We start from the raw sequence: 21,341 nt of genomic DNA on the forward strand, positions 1-21,341 counted from the left end.
CACCGTGGACCCGATCTGGACTGTTGGGCTGATGACCGGCACGGTGCTGGACGGCAATATCGATGTTGCGCTGCTCAAGACCGATGCCGAGCGGATCGAGCAGTTCGGCGCCTATACGCTGGCGCCATATACAAGCGAGGTTCGCCGATTGCTCGAAGCAACTCTGGCCGCCGCTCGGCAGTGGAACTTCGAGGGGCCCGAGCCTGCCATTTTTGCCGAAGCCGAAGCCGCGCTCACCCGCGCCCAAGCTGAAGCGGTGCGACAGTTGGTGGAAAGCACGGGCCTCAGCATGGCTGATATCGGCATTGTCGGTTTCCATGGCCAATCGGTGTTGCACCGGGCGCCCCAACCGGACCGAATGGGAGCAACCCGTCAACTGGGCGACGGCGCGTTGATGAGCCAGTTGCTTGGCGTGAAAGTTGCGTTCGATTTTCGTTCGGCCGATGTGCGCGCCGGTGGGCAAGGCGCGCCTCTCGCTGCCGTCTACCACCAGGCGCTGCTGCGCGGCATCGAGGCGAGCGGCGACACGGCGGTGCTGAACCTGGGCGGGGTGGCCAATGTCACTTGGTGGGACGGCGAAGCCGGGCTGATTGCCTTTGACGCCGGTCCCGCCAACGCCCCGCTTAACGACTTCATGAAGGCCCTGGGCCTGGGTGAGATGGATCGCGACGGTGCACTTGCCGCCAGCGGTGAGGTCGACGAGGCGCGGCTCGCGCAATTGCTGCAGCATCCTTATCTCTCCGCGCCCTTTCCGAAATCGCTCGACCGCTTCGACTTCACCGCTGCGATGGCCGACGGTCTCGATCCCGCAAGGGGTGCGGCGACCCTCACCGCGTTTACCGCTGGAGCGGTCGGCAAGGCACTGGACCTGTTGCCGGAGCGCCCAACCAAGCTGGTGGTGTGCGGGGGCGGGCGGCATAACCCGACCATCATGGCGATGCTGCATGAGCGTGCCGGCGTGGAAGCCATTCCCGCCGAAGCAGTCGGCTGGCGTGGAGATGCGGTGGAGGCGGAATGCTTTGCCTTCCTTGCGGCTCGCGTGCTGCGGGGGCTGCCGATCAGTTTTCCGACCACCACCGGGGCGCCCCATCCTCTCACCGGCGGGCGCATTGCCGGCTAAAGCGGCTTTTGCAAAAAGGTGCGTGTTCGCCCTGCGGGGAAGTTGGGCAGGGCACCAAAGGGCACATAGCCGGCACGCTGGTAAACCTTGAGCGCAACGGGGCTGAATGTGTCGATATAAGCGCCGTGGCAGCCGCGGCTACGCGCTTCTTCTTCCGCTTCCTCGAGCATGCGACCGGCCAAGCCGTGGCCGCGCTGGCCTTCATCCAGCCACAGCCACTGCACGTAAAGCCAGCCCCAGGCCGTATAGCCGGAAAGCCCGCCCACAAGCGTGCTAGTACCGTCTTTGAGTGTCACGGCAAGGGCTCGCCGCTCCGCTGGCCCGACATCTGCCTGGTTGAAGGCTGCCAATCCTTCACTGATCGCCGACAGGTCGGCGGCCGAGGGCGCGGCTGTCACGGTCAAAATAATGCTCATCTGCTTGGTGCTTTGCTGCTGCCGTTCTCTTCCCCCGCAACTAGCACATTTGGGCTTATCTGCTGGGCTTTCACCTGTGTCTTGCGGCGGGGCTACACCCCTCTTTGGAGATTAGCAGCCATCGACCGACGCGTGCTCCGGCCCGGCAAATGCGTCGAGGTTAGTGCTTTGTAAAGCCGCGGCATGCTCAAGCGGAGATTACGGCGCCAACTGAACCGCATTCGGTTTGGAGACTGCCAAGCAACAAGGCCATATCGTGCGCACTGATTACCTGCTGAAGCGCGTCCGAGAGCTCTTCACCGGATCGAGCAAGGCTGTGGGCTTTGCCGCCGCAACATCGGCGCCCTCGCCTCGCACCAATGACATTGCTGGCCTGGTCAGCCATATCCGCGCGCGCAATTCAACGGCCGTGATGGCGGGATGCGTGCTCCTTGTCGGGCTCGATGAGATCCGGGCGCGCGTTGGGCAGGGGTGGAACACGCTCGCGGATCGCGCAACTGGCATAGCCGAGGAGGTGCTGCAGCAATTTCTGGGCCCGCAGGATGTGTTCCAGCTGTTGCCCAGTGGCGCGTTTCAGGTTTGCTTTGAGACCCAGGACGAAGCGTTTGCGCACTTCCAGGTGCAGCGTATCGCGGCGCGGATCGAGGAAAGGATCAAGCTGGAGCTGCAACATGGCGCTTCGATGGTTTCGGTCGAAAGCTTTGCCGCGGCCGTTGACTCGCAACGTTTCACCGAAACCAGCGACCCGCTGGCGGCCCTCCATGCCAGCTTGCTTGACATTCGCGATCAGGTCAGCGACCGGTCGGCCAAACGCCACCGCATCACCGCGCTCCGCTACGCCAGTGCCCTGTTCCAGCCGCTCTGGCCCAGCCGCGCGTTTGGTAAAACCATCAACCGGAGCCTGCTTGATAGCTGGGTAGGGACCGCGGCGGCCGAACATCTTACCGCGCTCGAAAGCCGAGATGAGCTGCTGGAGGCGCTCGCCAATCTTGATTGCGTGTTGTTCGCCAAGTCCGTCGAAGGCCTGCATCAGGCGCTTGGAGACATCAAGCAGGCCAGCGTCATGGTCCCGGTGCAGTTTCAAACTCTGCTGGGTGCTTCGCCCGAGTTCATCGAACTGGGCGCGGCCCTGCCTCCACCCTATCGCAAGTTCCTGTTGCTCGACGTTATCGGCGTGCCTTCCGCGGCAAGTGCGCTTGAGTTGCTCCAGGTCGTCAGAACGGCGCGCGAGATCACCGAACGTGTCGTGTTGCAAGTTACGCCCTGGGACGACCGGTTGAACGATGGCGTTCGCGGCGCGACCTGGGGGTTGTCCATCTCGCTGGGGGAAGCCGAGGGCGAAAACCTGCAAATGGCGAGCGAACTCGAGCGGTTCGGGCGGGAAGCGCGGCTTGCCGGTCTGGCCAGCTTTGCTTATGGCGCCAACACGATCGGCAAGGCGGAAGCGGCCTATTCCGCTCAATTCAATTATCTAGGTGGGGCTGCGGTGCACAGTACGCTCGCCACGCCGCGCTCGCATGCGCGCTTTGCGCCCCTGTTTGGGGACCGGCTTCCAAGCTCGGCTGCTGGCGATGACCGGGCGGAATTGCGCGCTCATCCCCGCTTTGTGCCCCTTAATACACAGGCGCTGATCTTCCTGCCCGATGGCCGGCAAACCCGCTGCCGCATTGCCAATGTTTCGGCCTCGGGCGCGGTTGTGCTGACCTTTCTGGCTCTGGGGGTCGGCGACTATCTCGCGATCGGCGCCATCGGCGCCCAGGTCGTGCGGGTAACCCGTGGCGGCTTTGCGGTGCAGTTTCTCGAGGTGCAGCAAGCCTTGAGCCTCGAAAGCGCACTGCAGGCTAAAAGCATTGAACCGAGGCTGCTCAAGAGCCTGCAGGAATTGGGAGCCGATCGCTTGGGGCACCGGAGCAAAGCTTAGTACCGGAGGCGGGCTTCGCTCCTAAGCGTCTTGATAGTGAACGGCGCCGTGTTGCAGCGCTTTGGTGATGCCGCGCAATTCGGCCAAGCCCTTCATGCGACCGATGGTCGGATAGCCGGGTTGGGCACTGCGGTTGAGGTCATCGAGGATGTCCTGGCCATGGTCGGGACGCATCGGGATTTCCCAATCGGTGCGGCCCGCCGCCTTGCGGCGCCCTTCCTCAGCAAGTACCGCCGCGATCAGCGCGACCATGTCGGTATCGCCGCCCAGATGCTCGGCTTCGTAGAACGAGCCCATGATCGCATCGTTTTCGCGTGTCACATTGCGCAGATGCAGGAAGTGCACGCGGTCGCCAAGCTCTGCCATGATGGAGGGCAGGTCATTGTCCGGCCGGGCACCCAACGAGCCCGAGCACAAAGTCATGCCATTGGCCGGGCTGTTGACCGCGTCCAGGATCAGCCGGAAGTGCTCTCCGGTTGACATAATGCGCGGCAGGCCGAGCAGCGGAAACGGGGGATCGTCGGGGTGGCAGCAGAGCCGCAAACCCAGATCTTCAGCCACCGGGACCACTTCTTCCAGAAAAGCGATGAAATGGGCGCGCAACTGATCGGGGGAGATCGCGCCATAGCGGGCGAGGTGGGTGTGCATGTCGGCAAGCGACATGGACTCGGTGGAGCCGGGCAGGCCCATGGTCACGCTGCGGGCGAGGGTGATTTTATCGGCATCGCTCATATCGGCAAAGCGCCGGCCGGCTTCCTCGACCACAGTCTCGGGGTAGTCGTCCCCAGCGCCTTTGCGTTCCAGGATGTGGATGTCGAAGGCCGCGAAATCGTTGAGCTCGAAGCGCATGCAGGTGCCGCCATGGGCGAGCCGCCAGCGAAGCGCCGTGCGCGTCCAATCGAGCACCGGCATGAAGTTGTAGCAGATCACCTCCAGCCCGGCTTCGGCGAGGTGGCGCAGGCTGGTCTGGTAGTTGGCGATGTGAAGGCGCCAATCGCCAGTCTGCTGCTTGATGTCTTCCGAGATCGGAAGACTTTCGACCACGTCCCAGCGAAGCCCCGAAGGGGAGCCATCCTTGCGAGTGCCGATCTGGCGCTGGCGCAGCGCGATCTCCTCGGGCGTCCAGACCTTCCCATTGGGGATGTGGTGCAGGGCCGAGACCACGCCCTCGGCACCGCTTTGGATGATGTCGTCAATGCTGGTGAGGTCATGGGGCCCGAACCAGCGCCAGGTCTGCTTCATGTCGATCTCCGAGGGAATAGGGTCGGAGCCGCTGCACGCGGCTCCAACGGCGTCGTCAGCTGCCAAAGGCGAGGCGCGGCAGCCAGAGCACGAGGTCGGGCACGAAGAGCAGCACAGCTATCAGGGCGACGACGGCAGCGATGAAGGGGATCGATTCGATGGAATATTCTTCGATCGACACATTCATCAGCGAGCACACGGCAAACATAGCCGAACCGCTGGGCCAGGTCATGCCGCCCAAGGTGACGATCGACATCATCAGTATGCCGAAATGGACGGGATCCATGCCGACCTGGGTGATGATGGGCACAAAGATCGGTGTCAGCAGCAGCACCATCACCGTGCTGTCGAGCGCCAGGCCGGCCACCAAGAGGAAGATCAGGATGACGAGCACGATCATATTGGGATCGGTGATGCCGGCCAGCATCCAGCCCGCCAGTTCCTGGGGCACCTGCAGATAGATGGTGGCATAGCCCACCATGCCGCTCATCAGGATAATGAGCATGATCAGGCCAACATCGGAGGTCGCCTGACCAAAGCAGCGCCAAACCTTTTCGATAGTTAGCTCGCGATGGGCGAAAAACCCAATGACGAGGGCATAAACCACGGCGGCGGAGCCGACCTCGGAAGGTGTAAAGAGGCCGCCCCGGATGGCCAGCACCAAGGCCACGGGAAACAGCAGCGCCCATTTGGCATCCCAGCAGGCGGCGGCCAGCGCCTTGACCGTCGGTTTCTTGCTGTCGGCGACTACATATTTCCGCTTCTTGGCAATGAGATAGGTGGTGAGCATCAGGACCACCATCATGAGGATGCCAGGAATGATGCCGGCCAGGAACAGCCGGCCAATCGAGACATTGCCGACAAACCCATAAAGGATCAGCCCGATGGACGGCGGAATGGTGGCGGTGATAAGTGAGCCCACGGCAATTGCGGCGGCCGAGAAGCCCTTGCCATAGCCCTTGGCAGTCATGGTGGGGCCAAGAATGCGCGCTTCCATGGCGGCGTCGGCCACGGCGGAGCCGGAAACGCCACCCATCAAGGTGGAAAGCACTATGGCCACCTGCGCCAGACCGCCAGACATCCAGCCTACCGAGAGCAGCGCGACCTTGAGAAGGCGGCCGGTGATGCCGCTTTCATTCATCAGGTGGCCGGCCAGTACGAAGAAGGGCACGGCGAGCAGAGGGAAGCTCTGGCTCATCGATGCGATCTTCTGCACGCCGATGGACATTGGCATGCCCTGCGTGGTCATGAAGAAGATGAAGCCGGAAATGCCGGTCGCGAAGGCAACGGGCATGCCCAGGACCATCAGCACAACAAAGGCGATACCAATCAGGGCCATGATCAGAGCTCCAGTGTGGGGGCGCTGGCGTCCATTTCGGCCTGCGTGCGGTTATAGATCAGCAGTTCCTGCTGGCGGCCCTTGAACGCCCGAACCGTATTGTAAATCAGTGTGGCGGCGAGCAGCACGCAGCCCACGGGCACGGCAACGGTGACCCAGGAATAAGAAAGGGTGCTGTCGCCAAAAGTGCGTTCACGGTTGAGCATGGTCAGCTTCCAACCCTCAACTGCCAGCACCAACAAAAAGGCGATGATCAGCAGCGTGCAAGCAAATTCCAGCCAGAACCGGCGCCTGTAGCCCAGGCGCGACACCAGCACTTCCATGCCCAGGTGCGATTTTTCGCGCATGGCCTTGTTGGAGCCGAAAAAACACAGCCAGATGAAGAGGAGCTGGGCCATGTCCACCGACCAGATCAGCGGATGGCCAAAGAACCGCATAAGGGCGGCGGTGAACACCAGGCCGGTGATGCCGGCGAGCAAGGCGAAGCAGATCGCCAGCTCGAGTTGAGCCAAACGCTTGAGCATGGATTTTACCTGAGCAATGGAATGGCGGGCCCCGCAGGACCCGCCATAGGAATTACTGGTTGGCGATAGCCTGCAACTCGTCGCGCAGCGCGCCATAGCCGAGCTTGTCATAAACGCCGGCCGTCGCTTCCTTGAACGGGGTGACGTCGATCTCGTTGACAGTCATTCCGGCGGCGACGAGGTCGGCCTCGATCTGGGCCAGGGCATCCTGGGTGCCATAGGAAGCGATATCGCCAGCCTTGAGGGCCTCGTCGCGGAGCACGGTTTGCAGCTCGGCGGGCAGGCTGTCGAACCAGGGGCCGGAGGTGACAAGTCCGGTGATCAGGTTGATGTGGCCGGTCTTGGTCAGGACGGACGTGACTTCCTGCAGATTGGAGCCAAAGCCGGCGGGAAGCTGGGCTTCCACGGAATCGATCACGTTCTGCTCAAGGCCCGAATAAACTTCCGAGAACGGCATCGGGGTTGGGGTGGCGCCCATGGCGGAAACCGTTTCCACCCAGACCGGCGCGCCTGGGGTACGCATACGTGAGCCATTGAGGTCAGTGGGCACATTGACCGGCATCTTGGTCCAGAGGTGCCGCTCACCCTGCCACCAGTTGAACGAGAGCACCTGGTGACCCGAAGCGTCGTGCAGCTTGGTGATCCATTCCTCCATCTGCGGGGAAACGACGACCTTGCGGATGCCTTCATAGCCCGAAGCGAGATAGGGAGCGCCGAGCACGCCAAATTCGTTGACGAATGCGGCGAGGCGACCCCCATCAACCACCACAGCGACCGGCGCTCCAGCACGGGCCTGCTCCAGCACGTCTTCATCGGCGCCCAACTGCGAATTGGGGAAGAGCTTGACTTCAATGGCGCCATTGGAGGCGGTGGCAACATTGTCGCGGAAGGCTTCAAGCCCCTTATACAGCGGGTCTGAAGTGGCCAGCGCCGTGTTGACGCTGAGGGTATAGTCAGCCGACATCGCGGGAACCGAGTACGAGATGACCAAGCCAGCAGCAAGCGCCGCAGAGAGCGGTATGAATTTCATGATTTCCTCCCAAGCGGCGTAGCCGCGACGTTCCGTGCTCTAGGCAACGGCCTCGCAAAAATGGTAGTATGGTAGTTCAAAGGAGTCAACATGGTAACGATTGCACCCCTGACCCATGAGGGTGCCCAATTGGGGCGGCCCGCTACCGTGGGCAACAAGGTCTTTGAGGCCATGCGCCAGGCCATCATCCAGCTGCAGTTGCGGCCAGGCGATCCCCTGTCGGAAGCCGAGATGGCTCGCCAGCTCGGTGTGTCTCGCCAGCCCGTGCGCGAAGCCTTCATCAAACTGGCGGAGGTGGGGCTGGTGGAGATTCGGCCCCAGCGGGGCACTTCGGTGGTGATGATTTCACGCCGGGAAGTGGAAAACGCCCGGTTCATTCGGGAAGCCATTGAAGTAGCCGTGGTGCGCAAGGCGGCCGCCGAGGCCGACCCTCGTCACCATTCCATTCTCGATGGGTTGATCGAGCGCCAGCGCCAGGCCAATTATGCGGGCGAGCATGTGGAATTCTTGCGCCTCGATGAAGCCTTTCACCAGGCGATTGCACTGGCTGCCGATTGCGAACATGCCTGGCGTTTGCTGGAGAGCCTCAAGGCGCAGATGGACCGGGTGCGCTACCTGTCCCTTTCAGACGCCACGCCGATCAAGACCTTGATCGAGCAGCACGCGGTAATTGCCGACGCCATCCGCCGCCGTGATCCAGATAGCGCCGAAGCGGGGATGCAGCGACACCTAAGCGAAATCCTGACTTCTCTGCCCAAATTGGCGGAAGCCCATGCCAACTGGTTTTCCGCCTGAGCTGGGAAGGCGTCAAATCACGGCCGGGGATGCAGCCGGGTAAGGGCGGCAACGCCATCGAGGAAGTCCGCCACAGTGTCCATATCCTTGTCGGTCAGGTTTTCCGTCACCCGAACATAGGCCTGTTCGATTTCCCGATACCTCGCCAGTGGCTCGGCGGCCTGCTGTTTGTCCAGTTCGATCAACACACTGCGGCGATCGTCTGGATTGGGCAGGCGACGCACAAAGCCGGCCCGTTCCAAGCGATCCAGCAAGGCCGTCCCTGAGCCCGAACTCAGATGCAGCTCGTCAATGATCTGCTTGGGACTGATCGGTGCTCCTGCTCGGGCCAGTAGGCCAATGCAGGAGAAATCGGTTGGATGCAGCTTCTGGGCGCGGGCAGCGGCCTCACGCGCGCTTTCTACATTGCGCATCAGATTTTGCAGCGCCGATCCGAGCCGGCGCATCTTCAGGTCGCGCGCACTGCTGCTTGACGGTTTCTCTTCCATGAAGTATCTCTACGGTGAAGACAAATTACTTCTAGAGGCGTCGGCCCCTTGAAGCAAGGACGAAAAAACGTGGTTCGCACAACTGCTCAAATCGATACCGAAGTTGCAACTCCCGCGCAGGCGCTGCAGCCACACGCTGCGGCAGGCAAGCCAGATGAAGCTGCGCCGCGTGCGGAACCGGCCGCCAAACGAGCCAACCCGGCACGCAAGGTGGCCGGGGTGATCCTTGTTGTCCTTATCGGCACTTTGGGCTGGCATGTAGCGACCGACCTGGTGGCTCCGGCGAGTTCCTCCGGTTCGGTGACGGCGCTAACCGCGTTGATGGCCCCCAGGGTATCGGGACAGGTGCAAACTGTACTGGTGCAGGACAATCAGTTTGTCGTCCGGGGTACGCCGCTGTTTGAACTGGATCCGGCTCCCTTTGACCTGGCGGTCCGGCAAGCCGAGGCCAATCTCGCTCAAGTCACGCAAACCCTTGACGCTTCGGTCATCTCGCTGGTGGCGACTGAAGCCAAAGTTGAGCAGGCGCGCGCCAGCCTTGATACGGCCCGGACCGCTGCCGAGCGCACCACGAGCCTGCATCAGCGTGGTTTGGCATCACAGGTTCAGCTCGATGCGGCAAATGCACAACTGGCATCGGCGCGTTCGGGACTTGATGCCGCCACTGCGGAACTTGAAAGCGCCCGGCTTCGTGCCGGTGGCAAGGAAGCCAATCCGCAGGTGGAAACGGCTGCGGTGCAGCTCGAGCAAGCGCGGCTCAACCGATCCTTTGCTTCGGTGCTGGCCCCCGCTGACGGGGTGGTCACCAATCTCAAGCTCGCCCAGGGCCAATATGTGAATGCCGGCACCCCCGCGCTCACCTTTATCGAGGCCGATAGTTCCTGGGTGGTGGTCGATATGCGCGAAAATCAGCTTGCCAATATCGATGTCGGCGATGACGCTGATATCCTGTTTGATGGCGCACCGGGCCGCAAATATCCTGGCGTGGTGCGCAGCATCGCCTGGGGCATTGATCCCGGCCGCACCGCTGCTAACGGCTTGCCGCAGAATCAGGCCATGGCCCGCTGGTTCGAGCCGGCCCGGACGATCCCGGTGCATGTTGAACTGGCGCCCGACCAAACCTGGCCGGACAATGTTCGGGTGGGCTCAAAGGCCAGCGCCCTCGTCTACGCGCAGGGCAGCTCGCATCCGGTGGCTGTTGCGGCCTCTGCCTTGCAGACGCTCAGCGCTTATTTCTCCTATCTGTACTAACGGGCAGCCATGTTCATTGCTCCCCGGCCGCTGATCGATGAAGACCCGCTGTTTGCCGTGCGGGTCGCCATCATGCCTATAGTCGGGCTCCTCATTGGCATGGCCTTCCGCTCGCCCTTGGCGATGATTTTTCCCACCCTGATGTTCTCGCTTCTGGCGGGCAATCGGAAGGCCTTCGATGACCGGCGGGTCTTTGCCGCTCCCATCATGTTCAGCGGGGTGTTGTGGCTGATGTCGGGTGTGGTGATGTTGTTCTCAGGCATCCCGGCGCTGCTGTTGCTGGTGATCGGCGGCATCTATTTTCTCGCCTTTTACCTGATCCAGCGAACCGGCAACGCCTTTGGCTTGCTGATCATCGTCGCCGTGGCGCTGATGTCGATCATGGGCCTCGGCTCCTACCCGGCCATGGCTTATCTGCGCAGCGAGATGAGCAAGGCGGCCTTGTGCTCGGCCGTCGTAATCCCACTGCTTTATGTGCTGCTGCCGCCCTGCACCACCGAGATCAATGTGGACAAGTATGAACCGGCATTTCCCTCAGGATGGGGGATCCGTGCGGCCAATCGCACGGTGGTCATGCTGGGCTATAGCTTGTTTTTGTACACGATCCTCGACTTCTCCAACATGATGCTGGCAGTCGCCGGCATGTTCGTGCTGGTGCAATCGACGCGCCGCTCGATCTGGGCAGAGGCAGGGCAGCGCAGCTTTTCAGTGATCCTGGGGGGAGTGCTGGCGCTCACCATTCTTGCGCTGCTCAATTGGGTCGGGCATCTGGCTATGCTACTGTGCCTGGTTTTTCTCGCGACCCTCTGGTTGGGGCACAAGATGCTGAGCGGCCGGTTGCCCTCTATGGCTTATCAGGATGCTGCTTCGGTGATGATTTCGCTGGTCGGCAGCGCGCTGGCCACCTCCGAGCCCGGCTTTGCGTTCGTCCAGCGGGCGGGCTTGACGGTGGCCGGTACGCTGCTCGCCGCGCTCTTGGTGTCGCTTCTGGACGCCACCTTTCTTCCTCGGGACTCCGCCGGAGACAAGGCGGCGGCGCCTGCATAGGCTTCTGCAGCCCTCCCTCCTCCTGCGGCGAGCAAAGCACCCGCTTGACAGCCTCGCGGCGCCGTGAAACGATTTACGTAAATCGTTTTTAGCTTCGGCTTGAGGCGGCTCACCGGGGAGGGTGGGAAGATCAAGATCAACGTGACCATGAAGGACGTTGCCAAGCGCGCGGGCGTTTCCGTGGCGACGGTGTCCAACGTGCTATCGGGCGACAAGCCGGTTCGTGCCGGCTCGCGCGAGCAGGTCATGGCGGCGGTCGAGGCGCTCAACTACCGGGTCAATCCGGCGGCCTCTTATCTCCGCAGCGGGCGCTCCAAGATCGTAGCGGCGATCGTGCCGGCCCTCGACAACCCATTCTTTCCCACCATCCTGGCGGCAGTGGAAGCCAGCTGCCAGAAGGATGGCTTCGAGCTGATCGTGGCAAGTTCCGCCCATCAGCCCGAAATCGAGGAAGCCCGCATCAACGCTTTGATGCAATGGAAGCCCGCCGGCTTCATCATCATACCCTGCTCGGCCGGACTTGCGTCCCGCAAGCAGATCGAGGCGGCCCGCATCCCCTTGGTCTTTGCCGATCGGGCGCCCGACGGCGAGCCCAGCGACTTCGTCGAGATCGACAATGTTGCCGCCGGTGCGGCAGCGGCCCGCCACCTGGTGCAGCTCGGTCATCGACAAATCACCGTCTGCACCCCCTCGCTGGGCGTGCGAAATCTGCGCGAGCGCATCGCCGGCGTGGCGCAAGTGCTGGCTGAATTCGGCGCCGAACCCCTGGTGGTGGAAACCGGCCTTGGCGGCGTGCCCGAAGCGTTGCCAGGCTCGGCGGAGGCGCAGATTGCCAGCGCCAGCGCGATCCTTGCCTTGATGAATACCACCACACTGCAAGTGCTGGCGGCCCTCAACCGGAACGGGCGCTCGGTGCCCCATGACGTGTCGCTGGTGGGCTTTGATGATTATTCCTGGATGCCGGTTGCCCGGCCGTCCATCACCGCGATCCGGCAGCCTGTTGACCTCATAGGGCGGCTGGCCTGGTCGCAATTGCTCGAACGCATCAACGGCGCCAGCGGTGGCCCGGTGCACCGGCAGCTGCCGGTGGAACTGGTGCTGCGTGAATCGACCGCCGCACCGGGCGCCACGCGCAAGAGCGTGGGACACGCAACAGGAGGCGCAGAGCTGCTGACGCTCGGCTGACGGCGCTAAGCGCCGCAACGAAGAATTAAGAGAATCCCGGCCCAGACACAAAGTCGGGTTGGAGGAGTGAGTGAAATCAACCACAATGGGAGGACTACATGTCTAGAACTTTGATCGGAACTGCGCTGGCAACGACGCTTGCCGGCTTGCTGATGGCGGCCCCAGCTTTCGCCCAGGCCGAAAATGCCACGATCGCCTTTTTGATGCCGGACCAGGGCTCCACGCGCTACGAGGAGCATGATTGGCCGGGCTTCCAGGCAGAGATGCAAAAGCTCTGCGCCAACTGCAATCTGATCTACCAGAACGCAACGGCTGATGCGGCGCTGCAGCAGCAACAGTTCAACTCCGCCATCACCCAGGGCGCCACGGTGATCGTGCTTGACCCGGTGGACTCCTCGGCCGCCGCATCGCTGGTCCAGCAGGCCCATGCCCAGGGCGTCAAGGTGATCGCCTATGACCGCCCGATCCCCGATACGCCGGCGGATTATTATGTGTCTTTCGACAATGAGGGTATTGGCCGCGCCATTGCGCAGTCGCTGGTGGACCACCTCAAGGCCGAGGGTGTGCCCGAAGGCGCGGGCGTGCTGCAGATCAATGGTTCGCCCACCGACGCGGCAGCCGGCCTGATCCGCGACGGCATCGACTCCGCGCTCGATGCGTCCGGCTACGAGACCCTGGCTGAGTTCGATACCCCCGACTGGGTGCCGGCCGAAGCCCAGCAATGGGCGAGCGGACAGATCACTCGCTTTGGCGACCAGATCGTGGGCGTGGCTGCGGCCAATGACGGCACTGCCGGCGGCGCCATCGCTGCGTTCAAGGCGGCAGGCGTTGACCCCGTTCCGCCCGTCACGGGCAATGACGCGGTGATCGCTGCACTGCAGCTGATCATTTCGGGTGATCAGTACAACACCATCTCCAAGCCGTCCGAGATCGTGGCGGCGGCTGCGGCCCAGGTCGCCTACAAGCTGCTCAACGGGGAGACGCCGGAAGCCAAGACCACGCTTTACGACACCCCCTCCGAACTCTTCGTGCCGGTGGTCGTAACGCGCGAGAACATCAAGGCCGAGATCTTCGACAAGGACATCGCCAGCGCCGAGGAAGTGTGCACGGGTGAATATGCCGAAGGTTGTCGCGAACTCAGCATTCTCGAGTAAGCGCCAATCCCTGTCCGCTCGGCCAGATGTGGCCGGGCGGATATTCCTCCTGAGCGAAGGGGCAGGCCATGTCCGATCAGTCATCAACTGCGCAGCGTACTAGCGAGCCGGTGCTCAGCCTGCGTGGCATTTCGAAGAATTTCGGCGCTGTATCAGCGCTGACCGATATCGAGCTAGAGGTGCATGCCGGCGAGGTTGTGGCGCTGGTGGGCGACAACGGCGCTGGCAAGTCCACCCTTGTCAAGATCCTGGCTGGCGTGCACCAGCCGTCGGCAGGCACTATCCGCTTCAATGGGCAAGAGGTGAGCCTCGACAGCCCCGCCGCAGCGCTTAATCTTGGCATCGCCACGGTGTTCCAGGATCTGGCGCTGTGCGAAAACCTCGATGTTGTCGCCAATATCTATCTTGGACGCGAGCAGAACCCCTGGCGCCTCGATGAGGTGGCGATGGAAGTGCGCGCCTGGACGCTACTTACCGAGCTGTCCGCCCGCATTCCTTCGGTGCGCGAGCCGGTGGCGTCGCTGTCGGGCGGGCAGCGCCAAACCGTAGCCATCGCTCGCTCGCTGCTGCTGGAACCCAAGCTCATCATGCTCGACGAGCCCACTGCCGCTCTTGGCGTGGCGCAGACCGCCGAAGTGTTGAACCTGATCGAGCGGGTTCGCGCGCGGGGGCTGGGTGTGCTGATGATCAGCCACAACATGGAGGATGTGCGGGCAGTCGCGGACCGCATTGTCGTGCTGCGCCTGGGCCGCAACAATGGCGTGTTCACGCCCGAGGATTCCAACCACGAGCTGGTGGCGGCCATCACCGGCGCTACTGAAAACGCCGTGTCGCGGCGCATGAGCCGCAAACAACTTGCTGCGGACACATCCGACCAGGAGGCAATGCGATGAGCCAGCTCGATCAGGTAAAGCCTGAGGCTTCCCGTGAACTGGACCGCAGCGATGTACGGGTCCGGCATGACGAGGGCGTCTCGGGCGCGATCCGAGGCTTTTTCGACCGGGTGCGTTCGGGCGATCTCGGCATGCTGCCCGTTGCCGTCGGGCTGGTGGTGATCTCGCTGGTGTTCAGCGCCCTCAACCCAGTTTATCTGGCGCCCAACAACCTGGTGAACCTGCTGTTCGATTGCGCCACGGTCGGCATCATTTCGCTTGGCATTGTTTGCGTGCTGATGCTGGGCGAGATCGACCTGTCGGTTGGCTCGATGAGCGGGCTGGCTTCCGCCCTGTTCGGCTCGCTTTGGGTGACGCAGGGCTGGCCTTTTGAGGTCGCGCTCCTTGCTGCCCTCCTCGCCGGCGTCGTCGTCGGCAGCATCTATGCGCTGCTCTACAATCGGCTTGGGATGCCAAGCTTTGTGGCCACGCTTGCGGGGCTACTCGCTCTTTTGGGTCTGCAGCTTTACATTTTGGGCAATGCCGGCTCGATCAATCTGCCCTACCAGTCGCCGCTGGTGATGTTCGGGCAGATCCTGATGATGCCCAAATGGCTCTCCCATGCGCTGGGCTTGCTGCCCGGCATTTTCACCATCGTTTTGGGTATGCGGACGATCCAGCGCCGGCGAGCGGCAAATCTGAGTTCCGGGGGAATGGGCGGGCTCTTGTTCAAGGCCGCGGTGTTGACCCTCGTGATCGAAGGGGCCGTTTACTACCTTAATCTCGGGCGCGGCGTGCCCTGGATGTTCGGCCTCTTTGTGGCGCTGGTCATCATCATGGATTACGCCTTTACCCGCACCAAATGGGGCCGCTCCATGCAGGCGGTGGGCGGCAACAAGGAAGCGGCCCGCCGCGCCGGCATCAATGTGCGACGCATCTATGCCAGTGCCTTTATCCTGTGCTCGACCTTTGCCGCGCTGGGCGGCGTGCTGGCGGCCTCGCGGCTGGCGTCCTCGAGCCAGCAGGCCGGCACGGGCGACGTCAACCTCAACGCCATTGCCGCAGCGGTGATCGGCGGCACGAGCCTCTTTGGCGGGCGGGGCAGTGCCTATTCGGCGCTGCTCGGCATCATCGTCATCCAGGCCATAGCCAATGGGCTGACCCTGCTCAATCTCAACTCGTCCCTGCGCTACATGATCACCGGGGCCGTGCTGGCCATCGCCGTGATCGTGGATTCGCTGGCCCGGCGCTCGCGCGCCTCGCATGGGCGGGCTTGAGAGCCGAAACTGCGCGGGGCATGCAAGAATCAGGCTGATGGGCAAACCCGCCCATCAGCAACAGTTTGGGTGATGCACAAGGCTGCGGCGCGCTTCAACCACTTTATCCAGGAGAACAAGAATGGCGGAATCCCTGCAAGGCAAGATCGCGGTGATCACCGGGGCAGCTTCGGGCATCGGCTTGGCGACCACCAAGGCCCTGCTCAAGGAGGGCGCGACGGTGGTGATGGTCGACCGCAACGAGGCGGCGCTGACGGCGCTTGCGGGCGAACTGGGGGACAAGGCGGTTGTCCAGGTCACCGACCTGCTCGACGCCGAGAGCTGCAACGCCATGGTGCCCGAGATCCTCGCCAAGGTGCCGCATATCGACATCCTTTACTGCAATGCCGGCACCTATGTCGGTGGCGATCTGCTTGAAACCACGCCCGAAGCCATCGACCGCATGCTCAATCTCAACGTCAATGCGGTGATGAAGAATGTGCATGGCGTGCTGCCGCATATGATGGAGCGCAAGACCGGCGATATCCTCGTCACCTGCTCGGTGGCGGGGCATTTTCCCACCTATTGGGAGCCGGTTTATTCGGGCTCCAAATGGGCCATTACGAGCTTTGTTCAGGGCATGCGCCGCCAGCTTATTCCCCATGGCATCCGCGTCGGCCAGGTCTCGCCGGGGCCAGTGGTTTCAGCCCTGCTGGCCGACTGGCCGGAAGAAAACCTGCGCAGGGCCAAGGAAGCCGGCAGCCTCATGGATCCCGAGGAAGTGTCGGACGCCATCGTCTACATGCTCACGCGCAACCGCACTGTGACGATCCGCGACATGATCGTGCTCCCCACCAGCTTCGATCGCGTTTGACACCAGCTTCCGGGAGAATCCGCGATGCCCAGCTATGTTATTGGGGTTGATGTCGGCACCGGCTCGGCGCGAGCCGGCGTGTTCGATACCGAGGGCCGGATACTGGCCACGGCGCGCCGCAATATCGACATGCACCGCGAGGACGGCGGGATCGCCGAGCAATCCAGCGCGCAAATCTGGCAGGCCGTTTGCGAAACGGTTCGGCAAAGCGTCGCCGAAGCCGGGATCGACCCGGCTGAGGTGCGGGGGCTTGGGTTCGATGCCACCTGCTCGCTGGTCGTGCTCGGGCCCGAGGGCGAAAGCCTGCCGGTCGGCGATCCCGACCATCCCGAACGCGATATCATCGTCTGGATGGATCATCGGGCGCTTGAGCAGGCCGAGCGCATCAACGCGCAGGGCCATGCGGTGCTGCAATATGTGGGCGGCCGCATTTCGCCCGAGATGGAAACGCCAAAACTGCTGTGGTTGAGCGAGCATCGCCCGGACATCTATGCCCGGGCGGCCAATTTCTTTGACCTCACCGATTTCCTGACCTGGAAGGCGAGCGGGGCGCTGGATCGCTCGGCCTGCACCGTCACCTGCAAATGGACCTATCTCGCGCATGAGCGTCGTTGGGATGCGAGTTATTTCCGCCAGATTGGCCTGGCGGACCTGGCCGACCAGAACTTCCAGCGTATCGGCCAAAGCGTCGTCGACCCCGGCACGCCGCTGGGACAGGGGCTGACCGAAGCCGCGGCACAGGCGATGGGCTTGTTGCCGGGCACGGCCGTGGGAGCCGGGTTGATCGACGCCCATGCGGGTGGATTGGGCACGGTTGCGGCCGGTGGCGACGCCATGCGCTGCCTCGGCTATGTGTTCGGCACCTCATCGTGCACCATGACGACTACCAAAGAACCGGCTTTTGTACCCGGTGTGTGGGGGCCCTATTATTCGGCCATGGTGCCCGGCGCCTGGCTGAACGAAGGGGGGCAGTCGGCAGCCGGTGCCGCAATCGATCAGCTGGTGCAACTGCATCCCGGCAATGCGGAAGCGACGGCCTTAGCAAAAGCGGCCGGCATGTCCCTGCCGGGATGGCTGGCCGATCGCGCCTTGCAGCTCGCCGGCAACGCCAGCGCCACGGTGCGGCTGGCCGACGACCTGCATGTGGTGCCGGAATTTTTGGGCAACCGCGCGCCCTTTGCCGATCCGCATGCCCGCGCCGTGATCATGGGCCAAGGCATGGAATCGGGTCCCGACTCGCTGGTGGCCCTTTACGTCGCCGGCATTTGCGGGTTGGGCTATGGCCTGCGCCAGATCATCGAGACGCAGGCGGCTCATGGCGCTCCGGTGGGAACGATCAGCATCAGCGGTGGCGCCGGCGCCCATCCGCTGACCCGGCAATTGCTCGCCGATGCCACGGGGCTGCCGGTCGATATCACCGAATGCCCCGAACCCGTGCTGTTGGGTTCGGCCATGCTGGGCGCAGTGGCGTCGAACCTTTACCCGGACCTGCAAACGGCAATGCCGGCTATGTCCCGCGTAGCGGCGCGCTGCTTGCCCAACCCTGACCTGCGGGCGCTGCAGGATTTCCGCTACCAGGCGTTCCTCACCTTGCAGGCTACGGCGCGGGACCTCCGCAACCTTGCCGCCGCGCATCGGTCCTGAGGCGCCATGTTGGTTTTTGGCTATTTGAGACGGCACCGTAGTCAAGATTTCTGACGAGAAGAGGAAAAGGCAATGCAAGGCTTTGGTGTTCACACCAGCATGTGGACGATGAACTGGGATCGGGCCGGAGCGGAGCGCACGGTTGCCGCCGCTGCGGCCTACAAGATGGATTTCATCGAAATCGCCCTGGTCAACCCGGGTGTGGTGGATCCGGCCCATACAAGATCGCTGCTCGAGCAGCACAATATGCGGGCGGTCTGCTCGCTCGGCCTGCCTGAGGGCAGCTGGCCTTCGGTTGATCCAGAAGCGGGGATCGCCCATCTCAAGCATGTCATGGATGTTGCCGCAGCCATGGGGGCGGAGGCCCTGTCGGGCGTCACCTATGGCGGCATCGGCCAGCGCAGCGGGCTGCCCCCCACGGCGCAGGAATATGACAACATGGCCCGCGCGCTGGAAGAAGCGGCGCGCTACGCCAAGCAGGTGGGCCTGGCCTTTGGCATCGAGCCAGTCAACCGCTACGAGAACCACCTGATCAACACGGCAGCACAGGCCCGCTGGATGATCGAAAAGGTGGGCGCCGACAATATCTTCATTCACCTCGATACCTACCACATGAATATCGAGGAAAAGGGTGCGGGCAACGGAATCATCGATGCGGGCGACCTGCTGCGCTATATCCATATGTCGGAATCCGATCGCGGCACGCCGGGCGAGGGTACCTGCGATTGGGACGAAATCTATGCAACCCTCGCCGCCATCGGCTTCAAGGGTGGGATCGCCATGGAAAGCTTCATCAACATGCCGCCGGAACTGGCCTATGGCCTTGCGGTGTGGCGGCCGGTGGCAAACAGCTTCGAAGAGGTGATGGACAAGGGCCTGCCCTTCCTGCGCAACAAGGCCAAGCAGTACAGGTTGATCTAGCTGTTATCATCCCGCTCCCCCGGTCAGGTAGCGGGTGGGAAGAACTCAGACAGCACTTCCAGCGAGCGGTCCTGGTGCACCACCGCCTTCTCTGCGGCATGGGCGGCAAGAACGCGGTCGCGGTCGCGGAGCAATTGCGCAATCTGCTCGCCATAGGCAACGACCACCGCAGTGAGCCATCGGTTTACCAGATAAGAGGGCCAGGGCATCTGCATGTCGAAGCGTTCAAGCAGGGGGATCGTGACCTCGGCGTCAGCCCAATCGTCGCCTACCACCCATTGATTGACCGTAAAGAGGCGCAGCAGGCGCCCTTCGCTATCGACGCCGATCGCCACCAGATGGTGGATGGGACCGTTGGATCCCTGCGGCCGCAGGAAGCAGTGGAAATGGCCGTGCTCGCGCGAGCCTTCCTCGGCCGGATGGCAATGGTAGAACCATTGGGAATTGCTCGCAGGGTCGAACACATCGCCGGGGGGATAATGCTCCCAGGCCTCAATCGTGGTCACGCCGGCAAAGGTTTCGCTCAGCACATTGAGGCCGCCCTTGGCGAGGATTGTCTCGCAAAAGGCGACTTCAGCCAGGGCCTGCCGGCGGGCGTCCTCACTCATCTCAGGACGGGTCCAGAACCAGATCAGGCGCTTCCGCACCCGCAGGCTTAGACTTGGGCGGAGGTGGCGGGGCAGCCAGCGCAGCCTGCGGCTGAGCCGGAGGTGTCGCCCGCGGTGGTGGCGGGGGCGGTGCCTTGCCGGCAGCAGGCGGGGTGGCCGGGGGTGGCGGAGGCGGCGCCAGCTGTGGCGCACCGGCCGCGCAGGGTGCAGCGGCTGGGGGTGGGGGAGCCGCGCGCATGGGTGCGGCCGGCGCGCCGGCGGCGCAGGGAGAGGCCCCCGCAGCACAGGGCGCGGCTGCACAAGGGGCAGAACCCCCCGCTGCGGCAACGGTCTGGGTGCCCGGACGCGGCGGCACCGGATTGGTCAGGTGGTCATAGGCGATCGCGGCAGTGGAAACGGCCAGAGCGGCGCCAAACAGAAGGGTGTTACGCGCGCTCATTTCTTGGCCAGTCCATCAAGTCCGAATACCGGCCGCAGGGCAATGCCGAAGAACGAGCCCACGAAAGCTGCGGCAAACCAGAGCCAGCCATGCAGGCTGCCGGTGGCGATGCCCGAAAACAGCGCGCCGATATTGCAGCCAAAGGACAGGCGGGCGCCGTAGCCCATGAGGAGGCCCCCGACGATGGCCGCAAGCAGTGAGCCGAGCGGCAGGGCGGCCTTGGGCGCAAATTTGCCGGCGATGGCGGCGGCAGCGGCAGCGCCGAGCACTAGGCCGAAATCCATCACGGATACGGTGTCGGCCAAGACGCTGGATTGCAGGGCCTGGGCCTGGGCGGGCCAGGTCCAGAATTCCCAGCTCGCGACATCGGCGCCTACCGTTTGGGCGATCTTGGCGCCCCAGAGGCCAAAACCATAGGTGATGGACCAGGGGTGGCCGGCCAGCAGGAGCGTGGCGATATTGAGCAGCGCCAGCACCAGGCCCGCGCCGACGAGAGGCCATGGGCCGCGGAGAATCCAGCCCCAGTCGGCCGGGGCGGGCGCCGGTTCGTGTTCGATATTGCCATGGACGCGCTTTTCCACCAACGCGGTGATCAGCGCCACGATGGCAAGGCCCGCGATGGTGACGGCAATGGCAAAGCCGACGCCCAGTTCGGCGCCGATGCTGATCGGCGGCAGCGACGGCTGCTGCAGCCAGAACGGCAGATGTGCGGTACCGGCGACGGCGCCGATGATGAAGAAGACCAGCGTCACCAGCATCCGGGCAGAGCCGCCGCCCACGGTGAACAGCGTGCCCGAGCCGCAACCGCCGCCCAGTTGCATGCCGAGGCCGAAAATGGCGGCGCCGAGCAGCACGGAAAGGCCGACCGGGGCCATGGCGCCAACTATGGCCTGGCCGCCGATATTGCCGGCAGCCACGAGGGGGATCATGGCGATCGCGGCCACGCCGATGGCGAGCATCTGGGCCCGCATGCCGCGACCGCGCTTTTCCACCACCATGCGGCGCCAGCCGCCGGTGAAGCCAAAGGAGCCGTGGTAAAGCGCAACGCCGAGCATCGCACCGATCAGGAAGAGGCCGCCCTGACGCAGGTCGACCTGCCAGGTGATGAGGGCAAAGCCCAAGACAAGCATGGCGCTTGCCACGAGGAGCGGCGCCCGGTCAGGGACAATGGTGGGGAGCAGTTTGGGCGGGGCGGCCGCAGATATCTGGCTCATG

Annotated in this window: 20 protein-coding genes; 12 read left to right on the forward strand and 8 right to left on the reverse strand. The window is 63.3% G+C overall.

What is annotated here, in order from left to right:
• The first annotated feature begins 4 nt into the window (after positions 1-4).
• Entirely contained in the window at positions 5-1,120 is a 1,116-nt protein-coding gene (locus AC3YMN_RS07725) for an anhydro-N-acetylmuramic acid kinase (protein WP_489889563.1), read from the forward strand.
• Here the strand turns inward: AC3YMN_RS07725 and AC3YMN_RS07730 are convergent.
• Positions 1,117-1,536 carry a GNAT family N-acetyltransferase gene (locus AC3YMN_RS07730; RefSeq protein WP_489889564.1) on the reverse strand — a complete coding sequence of 140 codons (420 nt, stop codon included), beginning with the start codon at positions 1,534-1,536 and terminating at the stop codon, positions 1,117-1,119. The genes AC3YMN_RS07725 and AC3YMN_RS07730 overlap by 4 nt on opposite strands.
• Positions 1,537-1,792: 256 nt before the next feature.
• On the opposite strand from AC3YMN_RS07730, the gene AC3YMN_RS07735 reads away from it, so the two are divergent.
• The gene (locus AC3YMN_RS07735; RefSeq protein ID WP_489889565.1) at positions 1,793-3,457 is read left to right on the forward strand and encodes a hypothetical protein; all 1,665 of its coding nucleotides are present in this window, start codon (positions 1,793-1,795) and stop codon (positions 3,455-3,457) included.
• Between the two features lie 21 nt (positions 3,458-3,478).
• Here the strand turns inward: AC3YMN_RS07735 and uxuA are convergent, their stop codons facing one another.
• The 4 genes from uxuA to AC3YMN_RS07755 are packed head-to-tail and all read right to left on the reverse strand — an operon-like array spanning position 3,479 to position 7,592.
• Complete coding sequence (gene uxuA / locus AC3YMN_RS07740; RefSeq protein WP_489889566.1) at positions 3,479-4,699, reverse strand: mannonate dehydratase; 1,221 nt, start codon at positions 4,697-4,699, stop codon at positions 3,479-3,481.
• A gap of 55 nt (positions 4,700-4,754) precedes the next feature.
• On the reverse strand, positions 4,755-6,038 hold the full coding sequence (locus AC3YMN_RS07745; RefSeq protein WP_489889567.1) for a TRAP transporter large permease: 1,284 nt from the start codon (positions 6,036-6,038) through the stop codon (positions 4,755-4,757).
• A gap of 2 nt (positions 6,039-6,040) precedes the next feature.
• A complete protein-coding gene (locus AC3YMN_RS07750) occupies positions 6,041-6,562 on the reverse strand; it encodes a TRAP transporter small permease (RefSeq protein WP_489889568.1) in 522 nt (173 codons plus the stop codon).
• Between the two features lie 52 nt (positions 6,563-6,614).
• Positions 6,615-7,592 (reverse strand): C4-dicarboxylate TRAP transporter substrate-binding protein, encoded by a 978-nt coding sequence (locus AC3YMN_RS07755; RefSeq protein ID WP_489889569.1) that lies wholly within the window; start codon positions 7,590-7,592, stop codon positions 6,615-6,617.
• Between the two features lie 90 nt (positions 7,593-7,682).
• On the opposite strand from AC3YMN_RS07755, the gene AC3YMN_RS07760 reads away from it, so the two are divergent.
• Positions 7,683-8,387: a GntR family transcriptional regulator gene (locus AC3YMN_RS07760; protein WP_172121642.1), complete on the forward strand. Its 705-nt coding sequence runs from the start codon at positions 7,683-7,685 to the stop codon at positions 8,385-8,387.
• 17 nt (positions 8,388-8,404) lie between these two features.
• Here the strand turns inward: AC3YMN_RS07760 and AC3YMN_RS07765 are convergent, their stop codons facing one another.
• Positions 8,405-8,875, reverse strand: a complete 471-nt coding sequence (locus AC3YMN_RS07765; RefSeq protein WP_489889570.1) for a MarR family transcriptional regulator — start codon at positions 8,873-8,875, stop codon at positions 8,405-8,407.
• Positions 8,876-8,944: 69 nt separating this feature from the next.
• On the opposite strand from AC3YMN_RS07765, the gene AC3YMN_RS07770 reads away from it, so the two are divergent.
• The 9 genes from AC3YMN_RS07770 (at position 8,945) to AC3YMN_RS07810 (ending at position 19,079) form a co-directional block, all read left to right on the forward strand.
• Entirely contained in the window at positions 8,945-10,126 is a 1,182-nt protein-coding gene (locus AC3YMN_RS07770; RefSeq protein WP_489889571.1) for an HlyD family secretion protein, read from the forward strand.
• A gap of 9 nt (positions 10,127-10,135) precedes the next feature.
• A complete protein-coding gene (locus AC3YMN_RS07775) occupies positions 10,136-11,173 on the forward strand; it encodes a hypothetical protein (protein ID WP_489889572.1) in 1,038 nt (345 codons plus the stop codon).
• Between the two features lie 147 nt (positions 11,174-11,320).
• Positions 11,321-12,358, forward strand: a complete 1,038-nt coding sequence (locus AC3YMN_RS07780) for a LacI family DNA-binding transcriptional regulator (RefSeq protein ID WP_489889573.1) — start codon at positions 11,321-11,323, stop codon at positions 12,356-12,358.
• 98 nt (positions 12,359-12,456) lie between these two features.
• The gene (locus AC3YMN_RS07785; protein WP_489889574.1) at positions 12,457-13,512 is read left to right on the forward strand and encodes an ABC transporter substrate-binding protein; all 1,056 of its coding nucleotides are present in this window, start codon (positions 12,457-12,459) and stop codon (positions 13,510-13,512) included.
• A 68-nt stretch (positions 13,513-13,580) separates the two neighbouring features.
• Positions 13,581-14,405 carry an ATP-binding cassette domain-containing protein gene (locus AC3YMN_RS07790; protein ID WP_489889575.1) on the forward strand — a complete coding sequence of 275 codons (825 nt, stop codon included), beginning with the start codon at positions 13,581-13,583 and terminating at the stop codon, positions 14,403-14,405.
• Entirely contained in the window at positions 14,402-15,661 is a 1,260-nt protein-coding gene (locus AC3YMN_RS07795; RefSeq protein ID WP_489889576.1) for a sugar ABC transporter permease, read from the forward strand. Before AC3YMN_RS07790 ends, AC3YMN_RS07795 begins: the two co-directional genes overlap by 4 nt.
• 121 nt (positions 15,662-15,782) lie before the next feature.
• Complete coding sequence (locus AC3YMN_RS07800) at positions 15,783-16,514, forward strand: SDR family oxidoreductase (protein ID WP_489889577.1); 732 nt, start codon at positions 15,783-15,785, stop codon at positions 16,512-16,514.
• 24 nt (positions 16,515-16,538) lie between these two features.
• On the forward strand, positions 16,539-18,158 hold the full coding sequence (locus AC3YMN_RS07805; RefSeq protein ID WP_489889578.1) for an FGGY-family carbohydrate kinase: 1,620 nt from the start codon (positions 16,539-16,541) through the stop codon (positions 18,156-18,158).
• A gap of 72 nt (positions 18,159-18,230) precedes the next feature.
• Positions 18,231-19,079 carry a sugar phosphate isomerase/epimerase family protein gene (locus tag AC3YMN_RS07810; RefSeq protein WP_489889579.1) on the forward strand — a complete coding sequence of 283 codons (849 nt, stop codon included), beginning with the start codon at positions 18,231-18,233 and terminating at the stop codon, positions 19,077-19,079.
• Positions 19,080-19,102: 23 nt separating this feature from the next.
• On the opposite strand, the gene AC3YMN_RS07815 is transcribed toward AC3YMN_RS07810, so the two are convergent.
• Positions 19,103-19,687 carry a DUF6969 family protein gene (locus AC3YMN_RS07815; RefSeq protein WP_489889580.1) on the reverse strand — a complete coding sequence of 195 codons (585 nt, stop codon included), beginning with the start codon at positions 19,685-19,687 and terminating at the stop codon, positions 19,103-19,105.
• A gap of 435 nt (positions 19,688-20,122) precedes the next feature.
• On the reverse strand, positions 20,123-21,340 hold the full coding sequence (locus tag AC3YMN_RS07820) for a YeeE/YedE family protein (RefSeq protein WP_489889581.1): 1,218 nt from the start codon (positions 21,338-21,340) through the stop codon (positions 20,123-20,125).
• Position 21,341 lies beyond the last annotated feature (1 nt).

This window comes from Devosia sp. Z11_6 (genome assembly GCF_058133665.1).